We start from the raw sequence: 17725 nt of genomic DNA on the forward strand, positions 1-17725 counted from the left end.
ATTTCCCGCGGTCCTGCTGCCCATGACGGTCAGAAAGAAATGAGGCTCGATATGAACATCCGTTCCAAAACTCCACTCACATCCCGGGCCGCGTGGAAATCGCTGGCGCGCCACTGTGAGCAGGTTCGACCGTTGCATCTGCGGGATCTGTTCGCGGAAGACCCCGAGCGGGGAGAACGTCTGACAATCAACGCTGTGGGGATTCTCCTCGACTACTCCAAGAATCGCGTTACGGACGAGACCCTGAAGCTGTTGTTCCAGCTGGCCGAAGAGTCCGGATTGCGTGAACGGATTGACGCCATGTTCCGTGGCGACAAGATCAACATCACCGAAGATCGCGCAGTGCTGCACACCGCGCTGCGGGCTCCTCGGAATGCGTCGATCATCGTCGACGGCGAGAATGTGGTTCCGCAAGTCCATGCTGTCCTGGACAAGATGTCGGAGTTCGCGAACCGGGTTCGCAGCGGGGAATGGCTCGGTCATACCGGAAAGCGGATCCGCAACATCGTGAACATCGGGATCGGTGGGTCGGACCTGGGACCGGTCATGGCCTACGAAGCATTGAAGCACTACAGCGACCGTGACTTGACCTTCCGCTTCGTTTCCAACGTGGACGGAACGGACTTCGTCGAGGCAGTGGTCGATCTGGATCCGGCCGAAACCCTGTTCATTGTGGCTTCCAAAACCTTCACGACGCAGGAGACCATGACCAACGCGCAGAGTGCGCGTGAGTGGACACTTCGAGGACTCGGAGGCGATACGAAAGCGGTGGCCCGGCACTTTGTGGCGGTTTCGACGAACGCGGCCAAGGTCTCGGAATTCGGGATCGACACCGTCAACATGTTCGGGTTCTGGGACTGGGTCGGCGGCCGGTATTCGATGGATTCCGCCATCGGCCTTTCGACGATGATTGCGATTGGACCGCAGCAGTTTCAGGAAATGCTCAGCGGCTTCCATGAGATGGATGAGCACTTTCGGACTGCGAGCTTCGAACAGAATCTTCCTGTGCTGATGGGGCTGCTCACCATCTGGTACAGCAATTTCTTCGATGTCGAAACCGTGGCGGTGCTCCCCTATGAGCAATATCTGAAGCGATTCCCCGCCTACCTGCAGCAACTGACGATGGAAAGCAACGGCAAGTCCATCACGCTGGAAGGGAACCACGTTGATTATGCCACGTCTCCCGTCTACTGGGGCGAGCCGGGAACCAACGGGCAGCATTCGTTCTATCAGCTGATCCATCAGGGAACGCGGCTGATTCCCTGTGATTTCATTGCGTTCGGACAAGCACTCACTCCGCTGGGCCGACACCATGATCTGCTCATTGCGAACGTTCTGGCGCAGTCCGAGGCACTTGCGTTCGGCAAAACGGCGGATGAGGTCCGCGGCGAAGGAACAGCCGACTGGCTGGTGCCCCATCGCACGTTCGAAGGGAATCGGCCTTCGAATACGCTGCTCATCGAGAAACTGACTCCCGCGGTGCTGGGCAAACTCGTCGCGCTGTACGAGCACAGCGTCTACGTGCAGGGAGTCATCTGGCAGATCGACTCCTTTGACCAGTGGGGCGTGGAACTCGGCAAAGTGCTCGCCCAGCGGATCGTTCCTGAACTGGAAAGCTCCAGCGAACCGGCACTCAAGCACGACAGTTCCACGAACCACCTGATCCAGGCCTACCGAAAGTTGAAGTAAATCACCACTCGGGGCGATTCAGGACGGATGCCGTGTTTGCGTGAAATCGCTATCCGGCGTGAACAGTCAGTTCAGGCAGCAGGACCTATGGCAATCACAATTATCGGGTATCGAGGGAGTGGCAAGAGCACGGTCGGGGCGGAATTGGCCCGTCGGCTGGGATGGAACTACATCGACACCGATCCGCTGATTGAAAAGCGGGCAGGGAAGTCCATCTCGCAGATCTTTGCAGAGGACGGCGAGCCCCGGTTTCGCGACCTTGAGAGTGGTGAACTTTCCAGTGCCCTGGCCGGGGGAGATGTTGTCGTCTCCGCAGGGGGTGGGGCAATCCTCCGGGAGGGGAATCGTCAGTCCATGCGCGCCGCCGGCCCTGTGATCTGGCTCGTCGCGGATCTCAATACGATCGCTGCCCGCATCTCTGCCGATCCGACGACGCTGGCCCGTCGACCCGCTTTGACAAACAGGGACCCTGTCAGCGAAATTCAGGAAGTTCTGGTGCAACGACAGCCCCTGTACGCAGAGGCTGCCACCATCACCGTACAGACCGACAATCGCACCCCCGCTTCGATCGTCGATGAAATCATGACGCAGCTTCCCCTTCCATAACGTTCCTCTCCGATTCGACGTCACAGCCCTCAACACAGTTCGAATTCATGCTCGCGGTCGACGCCATTCCCCATCTTCGTCTCGATCTGCCCGCGTGGATGATCCTGTCCTACCTGTTCATCCTCGGAGCGGTGGTCGGCAGCTTCCTGAACGTCTGCATTTACCGGATCCCTACTCAGGACCGCTTTCTCGATCAGCTGAAAGCGCTTTCGAACCGCCCCTCTCACTGCCCCCGCTGCAAGACGAACATTCGTTGGTTCGACAACATTCCGATTTTCGGCTGGCTGAAGTTAAGAGGTCGCTGCCGGGCCTGCCGGATGTGGATTTCGCCACGTTATCCGCTCATTGAGTTTCTGAACGGATGCCTGTGGGTACTCCTGTTCTGGATGGAAGTTCCGATGGGGATGCAGTCCACGTTGGCGGAGAGCTGCGTGTACTCGGATCTGGGCCCGCAGGTCTATCCCGGCCTCGGATTCCTCTCGCCCGAATGGTTCGTGATCCTCCGTTTCTTCAGCCATCTGGTGCTGGTGGAAGCGCTGCTGGTGGCATCGTTCATCGACTTCGACCTCCGCATCATCCCGGACGGGTCGACACTGCCGGCGATGATCTTTGCTGTGCTCTTCAGCTGGTTGATCGCCCGTGTGCATCTGGTTCCCGTCTGGTTCCAGAGCTCGAATCTGGAACAATCATTTGCAGCTGTCACCCCGGAATGGATTCATCCGTTGATGCGGGGAAATGAGGTTCCTGAATGGGTGACCGCCCATCCGCACCTGCACGGCCTGCTGGTCAGTCTGGCAGGTCTGCTCGTGGGCGGAGGGATTGTCTGGGGAGTCCGGTTGCTGGGCTTCTGGATGCTGCGACAGGAAGCGATGGGATTCGGGGATGTCATTCTGATGGCGATGATCGGAGCGTTCATCGGCTGGCAGGCGTCGATCATCGCGTTCTTCATCGCTCCGATGTGTGCGATTGCCGTTGTTGCGTGGACTTATCTGGTGAACCTGACCAATCGTCTCTTTGGTCGTCGTGACTCATTTGTCCGCATGATTCCGTACGGGCCGTACCTGAGCCTTGGGGCGCTACTGACCATCCTCTTCTGGCAGGAACTGTTCGATCGGACCCGGCACTTCTTTGAACTGGGAGTTCTCCTGATTCCGTTCGCTCTGATCATGGGGATCCTGTTTGGAGCCTCGCTGTTTCTGGTTCAGGGACTCAAGCGGCTGCTGGGGATTCAGTCGTACGAGGAGTTCCCGGCAGCAGCCTGGCGTTCTGCCGATCAGACTTGGTTCTTCAAAGGCGAAACCGTGGACCGGCACACCTGCCGGTGGAAGACCCGCGACTGGGACGGCTGTGCGTCAGGGCAGGGGATGATCCACCAGGAACGCTGGCGGAGCGGCGGAGCCGGGAATGGGTTCACAGCGAATCACTGGCGGCGACCGGATCGGTGAAAGTTGAAATAACAACCCGGGAACGCTGCTGGGAGTTCGACATGGTGGCGAGAGAATCGCCATGCTGAATTGTCGATTGTCTGCTTGGGACTGACACAGAGTTTGCAAGTTTGATGTAACTTGGCCGTTAGGTTGGAGTTATAGACCGGGGATGACTTGCGTTCGCGACTCGTGGGGACAGGTCGCAACATTCTAGAATCAATAAACTTGCGAAAGATAACCGCGACATTACACTCTTTGTGAGACGCGGTCTCAATCTCTTCTTGTCCAGCCAGCCGCCACGAACAGGGGAGAGACCACCGCGACGGGCCGTGGCGAGATTTTCGCCGAAGCCGTTGGCTTCCCTCTCCGCGACCGCCTCCCGAGTCTCTCCTGCCTCTTTCCGGAGTGCCCCCATGTTCGTGGCTCCTTCCCGTCCAATGCGGCCAGGCCTTCGCGCCTTCACCCTGATCGAACTTCTGGTCGTCATCGCGATCATCGCCGTCCTGATCGCCCTGCTGCTCCCCGCCGTCCAGCAGGCCCGAGAAGCGGCCCGCCGCAGCCAGTGCAAGAACAACCTCAAGCAACTGGGGCTGGCCATGCACAACTACCTCGACACCCATCGCTGTTTCCCGCCCGCTGGAGTTGAAAATGGAACCGCTGGTGGAAGCACTCAGGAATGGTCCGCCCAGGCCTTCATGCTTCCGTTTCTCGAGGGGACGAATCTCTACAATAAGATCGATTTCAACGTCGGTTACGGGCAAGGGACGAATGTCGATCCTGCAAATCACATCAAGATCATGCGCATTCCAGTCCTTCTGTGTCCGAGCGACCCGAATGACAGCGCGCGCGTCGACAGTGGGGTGATTGTCCATTATCCCCTGAGCTATGGTGTCAGCCGAGGGATTTATGAGATTGCCAGCCAAAGTGCGACCGGTTCGATCAATGGAGATGGCGGGGCCGCCTTCAAGTACAACAACGTCACGCGTGACCGCGACTTCACCGATGGCATGAGCAACACGCTCGGCATGTCGGAAGTAAAGTGCAAAACTCCACGTTTCCATGACTACGCATCGATGCCGACCACAACTCCCTCAGTCGCTGACCTGCTAGCGGCGCTTCCGGGAACACTTCCAGCCGATGGCTCGTCCGGATGGGCAACAACGAATGGGCACACCGAATGGGTCTCCGGCAACACGATTCATACCGGATTCACGACCACCTTTACTCCCAACTCCAAGGTGATGAAAGACAATTACGACCTCTCAGTCTCCGGGACACGCGAAGCGAACCTGGGGAACGGAGGCTTCACGCGAGCCGCTGTCCCTTCCCGCAGCTATCACACCGGCACCGTCAACAGCATGTTGATGGACGGGTCGGTCCGTTCGATCAGCAGCAACATCAACCTCGACACCTGGCGCAATCTCGGACAGCGGTCCGACGGCAATGTCGTCGGTGAATTCTAAGATCGTCCTCACCTGACGATCTTACGAAGCTCCTGAAACAAAAATGCTCGCGACCAACCGGTCGCGAGCATTTTTTGTTGTGTCCCAGAAGTTCTAAAATCAGCGGTTGGGTGGCCTGGGTTGGAGCGTACTCGCGAAACCCCGGTGCGATGGCGTCCCGTTCAGGTCTCCAGTAGTCAGTCCCTATTCAGAGCGTGTTTGAAATTTTCACTGAATCCAGATTCGGGAGGGCGACGCTCCTACGGAGCCGCCAAAAAGTTTACGCGATCTGACGTTCGCGGCTCGGCAGGAGCCTCGCCCTACCACTTTTCAAACACGTTCTTAGAAACCCCGGGCCTTTTTGATGTCCGCCATCGTTCGCAGCTCGTAGTCGATCCCGACATAATCCAGCAGCGAGCACAGGGCTCGGACTGCGACACCCATGCCGTCGGGCCCGCTGAAGCCGCCGAACTGCCCGCCCCCCTTCAGATGCGGTTCCAGTTCCAGAAAGGTCCCGGGCAGACCAAACTTCGCCATGCGTGCTGCCGCTTCCGGGATGTGTTCGCGGAAGTCCCGCAGCACCGCTTCGTGTCCGGTATCGCCCACGTTGGCGGGCACGAAATTCTTGAGCCGCTCTTCATCGACGACACCTGTCCACACGAGGCCGGGGTCGACTTCGTAGTCCTTGATGTGGATCCAGCCAATGTACGGCCGCATCTCCACGTATTCCTGAAAGCACTGCATCGGAGTCATGTTCTGGGACGAGAGATTTCCGCCGTCGTAGATGACGACCAGATTCTCGCGGTTCAGCTTGCGGGCGAGTTCGGCCAGCATCCGCCCGTTCTGTCCAATCAGGTTCGCTTCGACTTCCAGTCCGTAGACGATGTTGTGCTTCGCGAATTCGTCCACCACTTTGCCAATCAGTTCGACAGCCTGATCGACGTATTTCTCAGGGGCTTCGCCTTTGGGCTGATAGAAGGAAAACCCGCGAATCAGTTTGGCATTCAGGGCCAGGGCAGCGCGGATGGTCTTGGCGACTTCCCCCTGCATGTACTCCTGAAACGGGACGAATTTGTTGTGTGAACCGTCTTCCTTGTCGAGCAGTTTGATCTTGCCGATGCGGGAACCGATGCTGGTGACGGACATGCCGTACTCAGCATGAATCTTCGTCAGTTCCGCCAGTTCCTCATCGCTGAGCTCGACGACATGCTTCACCTGCCCGCTGCCGGTGACGTCCACAAACCGCGGGCTGTAATACTTGAGCCCCAGAGCGGACAGGGCCGCCATCTGCTCGATGGCCGTCTTTCGATTGGCCGCTTCATCGGCGAAAGCACTGAGGATGATGGAGTTTGAATGAGACATGGACAATCGATTTCAGGATAGGATCACAGGGACTCTGGAGACACCGCTGCGCAGGCAGATCGGCGACATTTCACGAACAATCAATGTTTTGAATGATTGTGTGTTGTATCGGTCCGGGATGCAACTCTACTGAAGATTGGTTCTCAGTTATCGTAGCGAGGTAATTTCGGCTGTCCGATTGGCGTGTCGCCTGGAAATTCGACATACTGTCGGCAGTCGACAACGAACGACTCGCTGACAGCTGTCCGCTGAAAGCTGATCGCTCCCAATCTGAAAACGGAAATCTCTTCGAGGAACACATGTCGGAATCTGTGGTATTGGCGTACAGCGGGGGACTGGACACATCGGTGCTGGTCGGATGGCTGATGGACCAGGGGCTGGATGTGCATTGCCTTTACGTCGATCTGGGACAGCCTTGCGAGGACATCAAAGCGATTCTGGACAAAGCCCTGAAGATCGGGGCGAAGACCGCTATTGCTGTCGATGTGCAGAACGAACTCTGTCGAGATTTCGCATTTCCGGTCCTGCAGTGGCAGGCGAAGTACGAAAACATCTATCTGCTGGGAACGAGCATCGCCCGACCGCTCATCGCCAAAGCCTGTCTGCAGCGGGCCCGCGAAGTCGGCGCTTCCGGATTCGTCCATGGGGCGACCGGAAAGGGGAACGACCAGTGCCGGTTCCAGCTGGCTGCTGAAGCTCTCGACCCCAAGTGCAAGATCATCGCCCCCTGGCGGATCGAAGCCTTCCGTGAGCAGTTCCCGGGGCGAACGGAAATGCTCGAGTACTGCGAGAAGAAGAACATTCCGGTCAAAGCGACCGCCAAGAAGCCGTATTCTTCCGACGAGAACTGCCTGCACATCAGCTACGAAGCAGGCAAGCTCGAAGATCCGGCAGTCGACGGCATTCCGGTCATCGACTTCGGAATGACGGTCTCGCCGCAGCAGGCTCCGGATCAGGAAACGACAGTCAAGATTCACTTCGAATCCGGCGTTCCGACCGAAATTGATGGGCAGAAACTGTCTCCGATCGAGATCGTCAAGAAGCTGAACGAGATTGGTGGTAAGAACGGCGTGGGCCGGATCGACATCGTCGAAAACCGGTTCGTCGGGATGAAGAGCAGGGGAGTGTACGAGGCTCCGGGGATGACCTGTCTGTACGCAGCTCATCAGGCACTTGAGCAACTGACCCTCGATCGGGACGCCACTCATCTTCGCGATCGGATCAGCCCGGAAGTGGCCGAGATGGTGTACTACGGATTCTGGTACTGTGCGAAGATGGATGCGCTGATGGCGTTCATTAAAGAGCTGCAGAAGCCGGTCACCGGGGATGTGACACTGGGCCTGTACAAGGGGAACGTCCGGGTGACAGGACGGACTTCGCCGGTCAGTCTGTACGATGAAGCGATCGCCAGCATGGAAGGGGGCGGAAGCTACAACCAGACCGATGCGGAAGGATTCCTGCGGATCATGGGGCTTCCGCTGCGAGTGCAGGGGAGTGTGCGGCCGCGAGCGTACTGAGTCGTTTGAGTTTAGCCACGCACTTGAAGTGCGTGGCTAAACAGGCAAACTTCTCCGTGCTGGTGCCGCCGTTGACCCGTCGGGTGAAATCGACTCCAATGAATTCGCGAAGATGAACGAAACCCCAGACTGGTCTTCGGTTCACACCCTCGGGGCTGCCTCAACATGATTGACCTCTTATTACTGGCGATTTTCGGAGTTGTCGTCTGGATGGTCGGCAGCGACGGTCCCTGGAGTGCCGCCATTGGATTTGTCAGCGTGCTGCTTTCCGGTCTGGTGGCGATGAACTACTTCGAGCCACTCGCGAATTTCCTGCAGTCGACCGTCGCTGGTTCCTACGACTGGCAGCACCGGATCGACATCATCTGCCTTCTTGGCCTGTTTGCCGGGGGGATCTTCGCATTGCGTGCATTGGGGGAAGTCCTTCTGCCAACGTATGCGGAACTGCACGGACTGGTTTATCAGGCTGCCCAGTGGGGATTCGCCGCGCTGGCTGGCTATGTGGTAATGGCGGTGATCTGCACCTCGTTGCACGTTGCTCCACTTCCGCGTGAATTCCTGGGGTTCGCCCCGGAACGTGGAAATTTGCTGGGGACTGCCCCGGACCGGCAGTGGCTGGCCCTGACTCAATATGTTTCAGAGAAGTCGATGAGGCGAACGCGTGGAGACGGCCGGCCTAACATCTTTGATGGCGCGGTCTTCCCGGCAAATCCCTCGGACCCCGCCACTGCACATCCCTGGGCTGCCTTCCCGATCAAATATGCCACAAGACGGCAGCTGTACGCGTCGGGGGGGGCTCAAACGACGAGTACTCCAGCCGCTCCGGTGAATACCGGGTCTGCCCCGGCCGGTTCAACTCCCAAAGCTGATACCGGCGGATTCTAGACCAGTTTGGTCTATCATGTGCAGGCGATTCAGGATTTTCACCGCATGAAAGTCCATGTTATCGCCTGCGGAACGTAATAGATTATTTGCAAAACCGCTCTAGAACTGCCGTCGCAACGCAGATCAATTTCGGACTTTCCGGATCGCTGCTGGCGAGGCGGAATAGATTTCACCACGGAGAAGCGGAGACATGGAGAATCAGGAATCACGAATCAAGTGAATTGTGCAGATGTCATCTCTCGACGCATCATGTGCTCCTGACCTGATCCCGTGGGTGATGATATTGAAAATCCTCCGTCTCTCAGTGTCTCCGTGGTTCATTTCCGACTACAGTAAATTGTATTTTCTGTCACCCCGTTTCGAGTTCGAAGGTTCGGCATGCTGTCCCACAACGTTTTTTTCACCCTTGAAGATGATTCCCCGGCCGCCGTTGAGAAGCTGGTGGCGGATTGCCAGAAGTATTTGAAGAATCATCCCGGCGTGGTCTTTTTCGCAGCGGGAACCGTGGGGAATGAATTCGCCCGGCCGGTCAACGACCGGATGTATGATGTGGCGCTGCATGTGGTCTTCACCGACAAGGCCGCTCACGACTTTTACCAGACCGTTCCTGACCACCTGAAATTCATTGAGGAAAACAAGCCGAACTGGAAGCAGGTGCGAGTCTTCGATTCCTGGGTCGAGTAGTACTTCAGTCTGATATTGAACAGAGCACGAAGCGTGAGCGAGCACAATTTTCACTCGAAACGTCGGAATGCACTCGCTCACGCTTCGTGCTCTGACATGCGATGAATCTTTTCGCCACACACTTCAAGTGTGTGGCGAAAACGACAGTTCTTACACCTCAAACTTTGCGCAGCTTCTCATGGCCCGCTGGCCGGATCACTCCCGGGCGAATCTGATCGCGATGTTGCTGATATTCGCACTCTTTCCGCTGCTGTGCTGGCTGGCGTGGTGGTATGTGAAACATTAGGCCACCTGCGGGGTCGGGCCTGAAAATGGGCGGATTCGGGCGGAGTTTAGCGGTGAGTTGACGGCGGAATAGTGTGTCGCTTCTGCGGGATGGCTTGAGGTGAGCGGCGGCCGTGTGCCTGAGTTTGGGAATGGGGCCAAAGCTCAGCGGGGTTTTCGGCCGAAAACGTTCACGACTCGTCGAAGATCGACGGAGCGTGTGTTTTCTCTCACCCATCAGGATGATTTCATGAAACGCTTGATCATGCTGTCGACCATTCTGGCGACATTGGTTGTTGTCAATTCTCCGATCCAGGCCGCAGGCCGACAGCCGACAAGCGTGAACAAGCCTCAGCGGACCGGGGTGTTTGCCCGCATGATGGAACTTGAACGCCGCAAAAATGCCGCGATTCGCCGCGCTCTGGGCTGGGAATAGGTGACAGTGACACGAATGGGCCCCGGTTCTCCGAAAACTGGAAAACCGGCGTGGTGCAGAAGTGGCATTCCGGTCCGACTCGGATAGAATGTCTGTGAGTCCTACTGGTATCACCCCGCTGTACGGATCTGATCCGGTGGGCCGGGGTGATCACTTCCCTCCTCTCATTCTCTCAATGCATCGGACGACCTGCTGATGTCGGAACTGCATCACGAGTGCGGGATCGCCGCGGTCTATCACTTTGGTCAGGATAAAATCTCGCCACTGGTCCAGGCTTATGGACCAGGACGGGTGTCACGCCTGATCCCGCGCATGTTGCTGGACATTCAGAATCGCGGCCAGCTGGCTGCGGGGATGACCACATATAAGCCGTTCCATAAAGATCTTCTGCTCACGCACAAAAACGTGGGGCTGGTCTCGGAAGTCTTTCGCATGGGGCGAAAGACGAAATACCAGAAGCTGATGGATGAGCACGAAGGCCCCGCCGCCATCGGGCATGTCCGTTACGCCACCTGCGGCAAGGACGACCCCACGTATGCCCAGCCGTTCGAGCGAACGCATCTGGATAAACGGAAGTGGTTCTCCTTCGGATTCAACGGCCAGCTCGCCAACTATCCGGAGTTGAGATCCGAGATCCGCTCCCAGGGGGATTTCCACCTGGCGCGGGAAACCGATACCGAGACTCTCATGCACCTGATGAGTCAGGAAATTGCAGAGACTCCGAATATCGACATGCGTCAGCTGGTCGCACAGGTTTCGCAGCGGCTGGACGGTGCCTACAACATTACGTTCATCAACGCCCGGGGACAGATGTTCGTCTCCCGCGATCCCAACGGGTTCCGCCCATTGTGTTACGCCGAGCGTGACGGCTTCTTCGCTGCCGCGAGCGAGAGCGTGGCCCTGACGAACCTCGGGTTCGAGCCGGACGAGGTCCTCGACCTCGAACCGGGGTGTGCAGTCATCATCGAAGACGGCGAAATGCGGGTCGAGCGATATGCTCCGGCCGTTCGTCTTTCCCATTGCTTCTTCGAATGGATCTACTTCGCCAACGTCTGTAGCCGGATCGACTCGCAAAGCGTCTATCTGAGCCGAAAGATCCTGGGAGAAGAGCTCGCCCTGCAGGAACGGGAGTCGACCGTCAATGCGATCGTCGTTCCGGTTCCCGACACCGCCCGCTCGGCTGCGGAAGGGATGGCCTTCTCGTTGAGCGTCCCCTGCCTGGAAGGGCTGATGCGTCATCGGGCGCTGGGGCGCACGTTTATCGAAAGTGAAGACCGGGAAGCGAAAGCCCGGATGAAATATATTCCGCTGCCGGAAGTGCTGCGGGGACGCCGGGTCTTTCTGGTGGACGACACGATTGTGCGTTCCACGACGATGCGGGTGCTGGTCGATCAGATCCGCACCAAGGGAGGAGCGGCCGAAGTTCATATTCGTGTCGCCTGCCCGCCGATCATGGCCCCCTGTTTTTACGGCATCGATATGCCGGACGTGAACGACCTGTTCGCTCCGCGATTCGCAGAGCAGGGGCAGCTCCTCACTCCGGAAATCGAAGCCCGGATGGCCCGGCACTTCAACGCGGACTCCGTGCGGTATCTTCCGGTTGAGTCCGTCGCCAAGGCGATCAGCAAAGATGCCGATCAGCTCTGTCAGGCGTGTCTGACCGGTGACTATCCCACCCCGGCCGGTCAAAGGCTTTACCAGCTCTCCCTGAAGAACGTTTCCAAGGATGGCCAGCCCGGTCGTCGACTCGTCGAGGAAGAAGTGGTCGAAACCGCGTTGCCTCCAGCCCGCCTGTAGTCCCGTTGACTGTCAGAGCACGCTGCGTGAGCAAGTGCGTTCTTCACTCCGTCCCGTTGAAAGTCTCAACATCGGTTTAGCTGCACACTTCAAGTGTGCAGCTAAACATGATTCCAAAGGAGTCCTGGGCTGGTCTGAGCGAAGCAAAGGAATCGGCGGGAAGAGCATCTTTCCGTAAGGTGAAAGTTGTTGGAGCAGCCTCTTGCAGCTGCGCCGCCCAGACGCTGACGCAGTCTGGGCCACCCATAATATCATGACTGCGATTCAGCTCCTGGTTCCTGCAACCTGCCTGGTCGCCCGGCGCTCCATGACAGCTCGAAGTCCCAGCAGCAGCAATGCTGCTCCTCCTGCGATCAGACCGTTGCGGACTTTGAAGGCAGGGGATGACGTTGCAAACGTAATCACGCCTGCCAGCAGTGTCAGGATCATGACGTTCAGCAGCCCCAGATTGCCGGGGAAGAACTGCTTCTTGAAACCCCGACTTCCGCGAAGTTCGTTGAACGCGACCGCCAGCACGACCAGCATGCCCACGACCAGTCCTTCCACCAGATCCGGACGGGATTCAAAGGACTTGGCCACGGAGTCGATCACGACCTTCAGGAAGACAGATCCCAGAACGATGCCTGCAATGGATCCCACCCCGCCGGTCAGGCTGCAGCCGCCGACCACGGAAGCTGCGATCGCATTGAGTTCGTAGCCGGCGCCGTCGCGAGTCGGCTCGCTGGTCCCGACGTAACTGGTGTAAAGAATTCCCGCGACAGCCGCCGTCATTGAACCGGTGCAGTACGCCAGCCATTTCAGGCGTTCGGTGCGAATCCCGCTCAGGCGTGCAGCCTGTTCGTTTCCCCCCAGGGCATACAGATGCCGGCCGACCACGGTCTTGCTCAGCAGCACCCACAGGCAGACTGCCAGGGCAGCGAAGATCAGTACGGGAATCCACCAGACATTTCCCAGGTCATTGAAAATCGGATCGGAGATTCCGATGGTCGACTTCCCGGCGTTCGAATGGTAGGCGATCTGCGTCACGTCCTGAATCAGGAGCTTCGCCAGACTTCTCAATCCGACCAGTGACGCAAGCGTCGCGACAAAGGGGGGAAGTTCGATCGCTGTAATCAGCCACGCATGAAAACTGCCCACGAGGAAGGCAGCAAACATCGTCACGAGAAAAGCGGTGATGAGGATCCAGACCGGCAGACTGTCTGTCTGCGGCTGCGATCCCTCAACAGGTGCCAGCAGCAGGCAGACGGAACAGAACGTCATCCCGCTGAATGCAATCACCGACCCGCTGGAGAGGTCGATCCCGCCAGCAATGATGACGGTCCCTGCTCCCAGGGCAAAGATCCCCAGCAGGGCAATGTCCCGCAGGATCGCTTCCGCATTCTGACGGGGATAGTCCCGATAAGAATCGTTGATGAACGTGGTAAACAGTACGACACAGACAATCGCCACCAGCAATCCGAGTTCATTGCGGTAACGCTGAAAAAAGCCGGACTGCGATGCAGTGGGAAGAGACATGGCGACGTCTTCGTTCTGAACGGCTGTGGGTGATCACCAGACGGTATCGAAGCATCACGAAGAGAGCAGGCCGCGCTCTTTCAGCCAGGCATTGAATTCCTTCAGGTCCATGAAGATGGTCTCTTTCTCGAGGACCTCTTTTTTGATCGGGGAACTGGCATCGGGAACCACGACCCGCAGTTCGGTATCGTAGATGTCGCCGTTCCCTTCGCGGGAGTATTCCGGATACATCCCTTTGATGAATTCCTGGTCGTCTTCCACGAGCGCTTTGAGAAGCTGCACGCCGGTGAAGCCCATCTGATAAGGGTTCTGGACGACCATGACGTCGACGTTGCCGTCGTTCATGGCGGACAGGCTCGCTTCCGCAGCATCGAAACAGCAGATTTTCTGTTTGTCCCGCAGATTGCGGTCTTTCACGACAGCGACCATCTGCGGCGTGTTGTACGCCCAGATTCCTACGAGAGTGTTGATCGACGGGTCGCGATCGAGGGCTCCTTCGACGTTCTTGCGTGCGGTCGGCCGGTCTCCCCGGTCTTCCAGTCGACTGACTTCTGTAAACTTCTCGCCGGCTCCTTCCTTGAAGCCTTCCATGCGGAGGATGGCGTTGGCAGCGCCGGTGTTTCCGACGAAGAAGGCGAACTTCCCGCCGTCCGGGCGGAGCACAGCGGCTGCTTTGCCCAGCTCGCGACCGGCTGCCTTGTTGTCCGTGCCCAGATAGGCAAAGCGTGCATCGCGGGCCTTTTCACGATTGATGTCTCCATCGATCGTGATCACCTTGACTCCCCGTTCCTGCAGGTTGCGAAGTTCCTTGGCGACCGCCGGGCTGTCCGGATTGAAGACCGAGATACCGAAGGCGACCAGATCCTTCTGCAGTCCATGCTGCTTGATCTTGTCGACCTGGCCTTTGTCGGTGAAATCGGCCCGGTCGAAATTGACGGTGTACCCTTGGCCTGCCAGCCCCAGTTCTTCCTGGGCCTTCATCGCTCCGGCTTCACAGGCATCCCAGAAGGGGTCATCTCCATTGGTGAGAATGACGATGCGCTTGGTGCCGCTGGCCGCTTTTCCCGGAGCCGATCCCCCCGTCGGGACTTCGCCCGGACATCCCGAGAAGCAGACGCTCAGGCAGCCTGCAATGACCAACCAGTGAAATGAACGATGACGGGGAACCATGCAGCCTCTCCGAGCATAGCGACTTGCGGTTGACAGGAAACTCGACAATAGATTGTCGCATTCTCAGCGTCAACGCGGGCAATATCCCAATGCCCGGGTGCCCCGGACAAAGTCTGCGCGGCGCAGCCACAGAGGCATCCCGGACACCGTCCCTATTCAGCGAACTGCGGACCTGTCGCAGAACCAGGCTCGTGGTGACGCTTCAACAGGGTTCGAACTGTCAGCCCGGTTGGAAAGGAGTCTGCCGAAAGACCACCTCACGCTCGAATTGAGTTCCCACGGCTCACAGAGCCGTGGCACTCGGGTTACTCAAGTCCGAAGACCTGCTTCAACGCAGCGTAGGCTTTTTCGCCATCTGCAGCAGCGACGACCGCACTCATACGGATCTCGCTGGTGTTGATCAACTGGACGTTGACCCCGGCATCCGCGAGTGCGGAGAACATCCGTTCGCCCACACCGGTGTGCGTCCGCAAGCCGATTCCCGCAACGCTCAGCTTGGCAATCTCCGGCTTGGTATCGACGCTCGCGCCGTTCCAGGCTGGGAGGAGTTCTTTCAGGACAGTCTGGCAGCGTGCCAGTTCCTGCTGGGGCACGGTGAAGGAGACTTCCGCCTGACCGCTGTGGCTGACGTTCTGCACGATCATATCCACCATCAGTCCCCCCTGGGCGACAGCAGTGAACAGCTGCGTACACGTACCGGGCTGGTCGGGAATGTTGCGGACACTCACCAGCGACTGCGAATTGTCGAGGTGAACTTCGCTCACCACGATATCTTCCATGCTCGCGAGCTTACCCACGACCGCCTGCAGCAGGTCCTGATTTTCATTGGCGGAAGTCCGCTTCGATGCCGATTGCAGAGTGCCAACGGCCGGGGCAGGAGCAGCTTCCGCGTCGAGATGAAATCCGCGATGCACTGCCTGCAGGGCATCGTCACAGCGGCTGCGATCGACCAGCACGGAAATCTTGATTTCGCTGGTCGTGATCATCTCGAGATTCACGTCAGCGTCGGAAAGCGACTTGAACATCTGTGACGCGACGCCGGAATGGGTCAGCATTCCGTTTCCGACAACGGACACCTTGGAGACGTTCGTTCCGCTGCTGACGGAGCCGGCTCCCAGCGCCTTGATCGCGGACTCGGCTGCGGTCAGGGTATCTGCCAGATCCCCTTCGGGAACGGTGAAGGAGACTTCGGCCTTGCCGCTGTGACTGACGTTCTGGACGACCATATCGATGGGGATCTTGCGGGCCGCCATGTTAACGAAAATGGTTTTCATCACACCCGGCTGATCGGGAAGGTCAGTCAGTGTGACTCGAGCTTCATGCTTGGCCATCGCCAGTCCGGTGACCACGCCGGCGTCACTCGTATTGGAGATCAGTGTGCCGACGCCGTCGTTGAAGGAAGGACGCACGCGGAGCGGCACCCGGAACTTCTTGGCGAACTCGATGGAACGAGAGTGCATCACTCCCGCACCCAGGCTGGCCAGTTCGAGCATTTCGTCATAAGAAACTTCGTTCACCTTCCGGGCTTCGCGGACAGCCCGTGGATCGGTGGTGAACACCCCTTCCACGTCGGTGTAGATTTCGCACTCGGCAGCCTGCAGGGCAGCGGCCAGCGCGGTCGCGGTGGTGTCGCTGCCGCCGCGTCCCAGAGTGGTGATGTTGCCGATATCATCGATCCCCTGGAATCCGCAGGCGACAACGATTTCGCCGTTGTCCAGATGACGGCGGATGCGGTCCGTGGAGATTGAACGGATCCGGGCCTTGGAATAGGTCGAGTCGGTGACAATCCCGATCTGGGAGCCGGTCAGACTGACCGCTTTTTCCCCCAGTGCCTGAATGGACAGGGCCACCAGCGCGACCGCTTCCTGCTCACCGGTCGAAAGGAGCATGTCCATCTCTCGAGCGGCCGGCTTCAGCGTGATTTCTTCCGCGAGACGGACCAGCTCGTCCGTTTTGTGTCCACGGGCCGAGACAACCATCACGACCTGATGGCCGGCCTGTTTGGCCGCAACGGCTCGACGGGCGGCAGCCTGGATCTTTTCAGCGGTCGCCACACTGGTGCCGCCAAATTTCTGTACGATGATTGCCATGTTTTGGTTCCAGGGGGATTCGTCCTGAGTCACGCTGCGTGCGGACTCCCGGTCGCTTTGGAAAATGGGTGCGACGCTGGACTTTTCCGGAACGAAGCAGAATAGCAGACCTGCGACGCCGGGCAATCAGGCAGGGGAGCAGCAGCCCGAATTTCCCACTGGCTGCCCGGTTTCGTCCGTTTCAGGCTGTCATGCTCGCCAGAATCCCCGGTGTAGAAGCGGTTTCTCCCGAAAACTCGCTGCTTCCGAAACGGCCGGATGAGGGGAGCCCCCGGGCAGCTGCAGCTCGAACAGGGCAGGGACGCCTCCTTCAGCGTTTGGCCAGCTCGGACGGGAGAACGCTGTCAATGAGGCGTTGGAGAGGCCGATTGAGCCTCATTCTGGATTCGCCTCAGTCGAACGAGATGGGAGGAGTGCCGGAGGTTTCTGGTATTCACCAGTACAGGCAGTGTAATGGGGAATCAGGACCCCGGAATGAATGCTGGTTTGGCCCGGCCGCGTTGGCATTGGTTTCGAAGCGATACGCATGGGGCGGATGGCACTGGTTGAGCGGGGAGTGCAGGAGAGGTGTCCCGTTCGAACGGCCTCTGATGGGAACGCTCGTCAGCGAAAGGTCACGGTGCGGCAGAAAGGCTGCGGGCACGTGTGCTCATTCGGCAAACTGTTCGTGAAATGGGCATTGGGCAGGGATTCGGGATTTCGGCCTGCTTGACATCCCTTTTCCCGCGATGTTAGTTTCGAGATTCCGAGGAGAGTTCGACTGATTTCGGGTCTGCATTCGCAATCCTTCACGATTCAATTCAAAATTCCCTGCGACGAACTCCCGCCAGATCCCTTCGAT

13 protein-coding genes are annotated in these 17725 nt (G+C 58.2%); 9 read left to right on the forward strand and 4 right to left on the reverse strand.

What is annotated here, in order from left to right:
• Nucleotides 1-51: 51 nt before the first annotated feature.
• The 4 genes from pgi to SH661x_RS07915 all read left to right on the forward strand — a co-directional run bounded on the left by pgi (nucleotide 52) and on the right by SH661x_RS07915 (nucleotide 5185).
• Nucleotides 52-1689 (forward strand): glucose-6-phosphate isomerase, encoded by a 1638-nt coding sequence (pgi, locus tag SH661x_RS07900; RefSeq protein WP_437229702.1) that lies wholly within the window; start codon nucleotides 52-54, stop codon nucleotides 1687-1689.
• 87 nt (nucleotides 1690-1776) lie between these two features.
• Complete coding sequence (locus tag SH661x_RS07905; RefSeq protein ID WP_437229704.1) at nucleotides 1777-2295, forward strand: shikimate kinase; 519 nt, start codon at nucleotides 1777-1779, stop codon at nucleotides 2293-2295.
• 47 nt (nucleotides 2296-2342) lie between these two features.
• Entirely contained in the window at nucleotides 2343-3740 is a 1398-nt protein-coding gene (locus SH661x_RS07910) for a prepilin peptidase (RefSeq protein ID WP_437229706.1), read from the forward strand.
• A 395-nt stretch (nucleotides 3741-4135) separates the two neighbouring features.
• Nucleotides 4136-5185 (forward strand): DUF1559 family PulG-like putative transporter, encoded by a 1050-nt coding sequence (locus tag SH661x_RS07915; protein ID WP_437229708.1) that lies wholly within the window; start codon nucleotides 4136-4138, stop codon nucleotides 5183-5185.
• Nucleotides 5186-5506: 321 nt separating this feature from the next.
• Here the strand turns inward: SH661x_RS07915 and SH661x_RS07920 are convergent, their stop codons facing one another.
• Entirely contained in the window at nucleotides 5507-6526 is a 1020-nt protein-coding gene (locus tag SH661x_RS07920) for a sugar phosphate isomerase/epimerase family protein (RefSeq protein ID WP_437229710.1), read from the reverse strand.
• A gap of 299 nt (nucleotides 6527-6825) precedes the next feature.
• On the opposite strand from SH661x_RS07920, the gene SH661x_RS07925 reads away from it, so the two are divergent.
• The 5 genes from SH661x_RS07925 (at nucleotide 6826) to SH661x_RS07945 (ending at nucleotide 12109) form a co-directional block, all read left to right on the forward strand.
• Nucleotides 6826-8043, forward strand: coding sequence for an argininosuccinate synthase (locus SH661x_RS07925; protein WP_437229712.1), 1218 nt, complete (start codon nucleotides 6826-6828; stop codon nucleotides 8041-8043).
• A gap of 165 nt (nucleotides 8044-8208) precedes the next feature.
• The gene (locus tag SH661x_RS07930) at nucleotides 8209-8928 is read left to right on the forward strand and encodes a CvpA family protein (RefSeq protein ID WP_437229714.1); all 720 of its coding nucleotides are present in this window, start codon (nucleotides 8209-8211) and stop codon (nucleotides 8926-8928) included.
• Nucleotides 8929-9306: 378 nt separating this feature from the next.
• The gene (locus SH661x_RS07935) at nucleotides 9307-9612 is read left to right on the forward strand and encodes a Dabb family protein (RefSeq protein WP_437229716.1); all 306 of its coding nucleotides are present in this window, start codon (nucleotides 9307-9309) and stop codon (nucleotides 9610-9612) included.
• 514 nt (nucleotides 9613-10126) lie between these two features.
• A complete protein-coding gene (locus SH661x_RS07940) occupies nucleotides 10127-10312 on the forward strand; it encodes a hypothetical protein (protein WP_437229718.1) in 186 nt (61 codons plus the stop codon).
• 195 nt (nucleotides 10313-10507) lie between these two features.
• Nucleotides 10508-12109: an amidophosphoribosyltransferase gene (locus SH661x_RS07945; protein ID WP_437229720.1), complete on the forward strand. Its 1602-nt coding sequence runs from the start codon at nucleotides 10508-10510 to the stop codon at nucleotides 12107-12109.
• 264 nt (nucleotides 12110-12373) lie between these two features.
• On the opposite strand, the gene SH661x_RS07950 is transcribed toward SH661x_RS07945, so the two are convergent.
• From SH661x_RS07950 to SH661x_RS07960, 3 genes are all read right to left on the reverse strand, one after another.
• Entirely contained in the window at nucleotides 12374-13624 is a 1251-nt protein-coding gene (locus tag SH661x_RS07950) for an ABC transporter permease (protein ID WP_437229722.1), read from the reverse strand.
• Between the two features lie 54 nt (nucleotides 13625-13678).
• Entirely contained in the window at nucleotides 13679-14794 is a 1116-nt protein-coding gene (locus tag SH661x_RS07955; RefSeq protein WP_437229724.1) for a substrate-binding domain-containing protein, read from the reverse strand.
• Between the two features lie 305 nt (nucleotides 14795-15099).
• Nucleotides 15100-16884, reverse strand: coding sequence for an aspartate kinase (locus tag SH661x_RS07960; protein WP_437229726.1), 1785 nt, complete (start codon nucleotides 16882-16884; stop codon nucleotides 15100-15102).
• Nucleotides 16885-17725 lie beyond the last annotated feature (841 nt).

Source organism: Planctomicrobium stercoris (genome assembly GCF_051465655.1).
In the GTDB taxonomy this organism is placed as follows: Bacteria; Planctomycetota; Planctomycetia; order Planctomycetales; family Planctomycetaceae; genus Planctomicrobium.

Bases quoted from the DNA above. Each gene is read 5' to 3' on its own strand.
- pgi (WP_437229702.1), top strand. From the start codon at position 52: ATGAACATCCGTTCCAAAACTCCACTCACATCCCGGGCCGCGTGGAAA.
- SH661x_RS07905 (WP_437229704.1), top strand. From the start codon at position 1,777: ATGGCAATCACAATTATCGGGTATCGAGGGAGTGGCAAGAGCACGGTC.
- SH661x_RS07910 (WP_437229706.1), top strand. From the start codon at position 2,343: ATGCTCGCGGTCGACGCCATTCCCCATCTTCGTCTCGATCTGCCCGCG.
- SH661x_RS07915 (WP_437229708.1), top strand. From the start codon at position 4,136: ATGTTCGTGGCTCCTTCCCGTCCAATGCGGCCAGGCCTTCGCGCCTTC.
- SH661x_RS07920 (WP_437229710.1), bottom strand. From the start codon at position 6,526: ATGTCTCATTCAAACTCCATCATCCTCAGTGCTTTCGCCGATGAAGCG.
- SH661x_RS07925 (WP_437229712.1), top strand. From the start codon at position 6,826: ATGTCGGAATCTGTGGTATTGGCGTACAGCGGGGGACTGGACACATCG.
- SH661x_RS07930 (WP_437229714.1), top strand. From the start codon at position 8,209: ATGATTGACCTCTTATTACTGGCGATTTTCGGAGTTGTCGTCTGGATG.
- SH661x_RS07935 (WP_437229716.1), top strand. From the start codon at position 9,307: ATGCTGTCCCACAACGTTTTTTTCACCCTTGAAGATGATTCCCCGGCC.
- SH661x_RS07940 (WP_437229718.1), top strand. From the start codon at position 10,127: ATGAAACGCTTGATCATGCTGTCGACCATTCTGGCGACATTGGTTGTT.
- SH661x_RS07945 (WP_437229720.1), top strand. From the start codon at position 10,508: ATGTCGGAACTGCATCACGAGTGCGGGATCGCCGCGGTCTATCACTTT.
- SH661x_RS07950 (WP_437229722.1), bottom strand. From the start codon at position 13,624: ATGTCTCTTCCCACTGCATCGCAGTCCGGCTTTTTTCAGCGTTACCGC.
- SH661x_RS07955 (WP_437229724.1), bottom strand. From the start codon at position 14,794: ATGGTTCCCCGTCATCGTTCATTTCACTGGTTGGTCATTGCAGGCTGC.
- SH661x_RS07960 (WP_437229726.1), bottom strand. From the start codon at position 16,884: ATGGCAATCATCGTACAGAAATTTGGCGGCACCAGTGTGGCGACCGCT.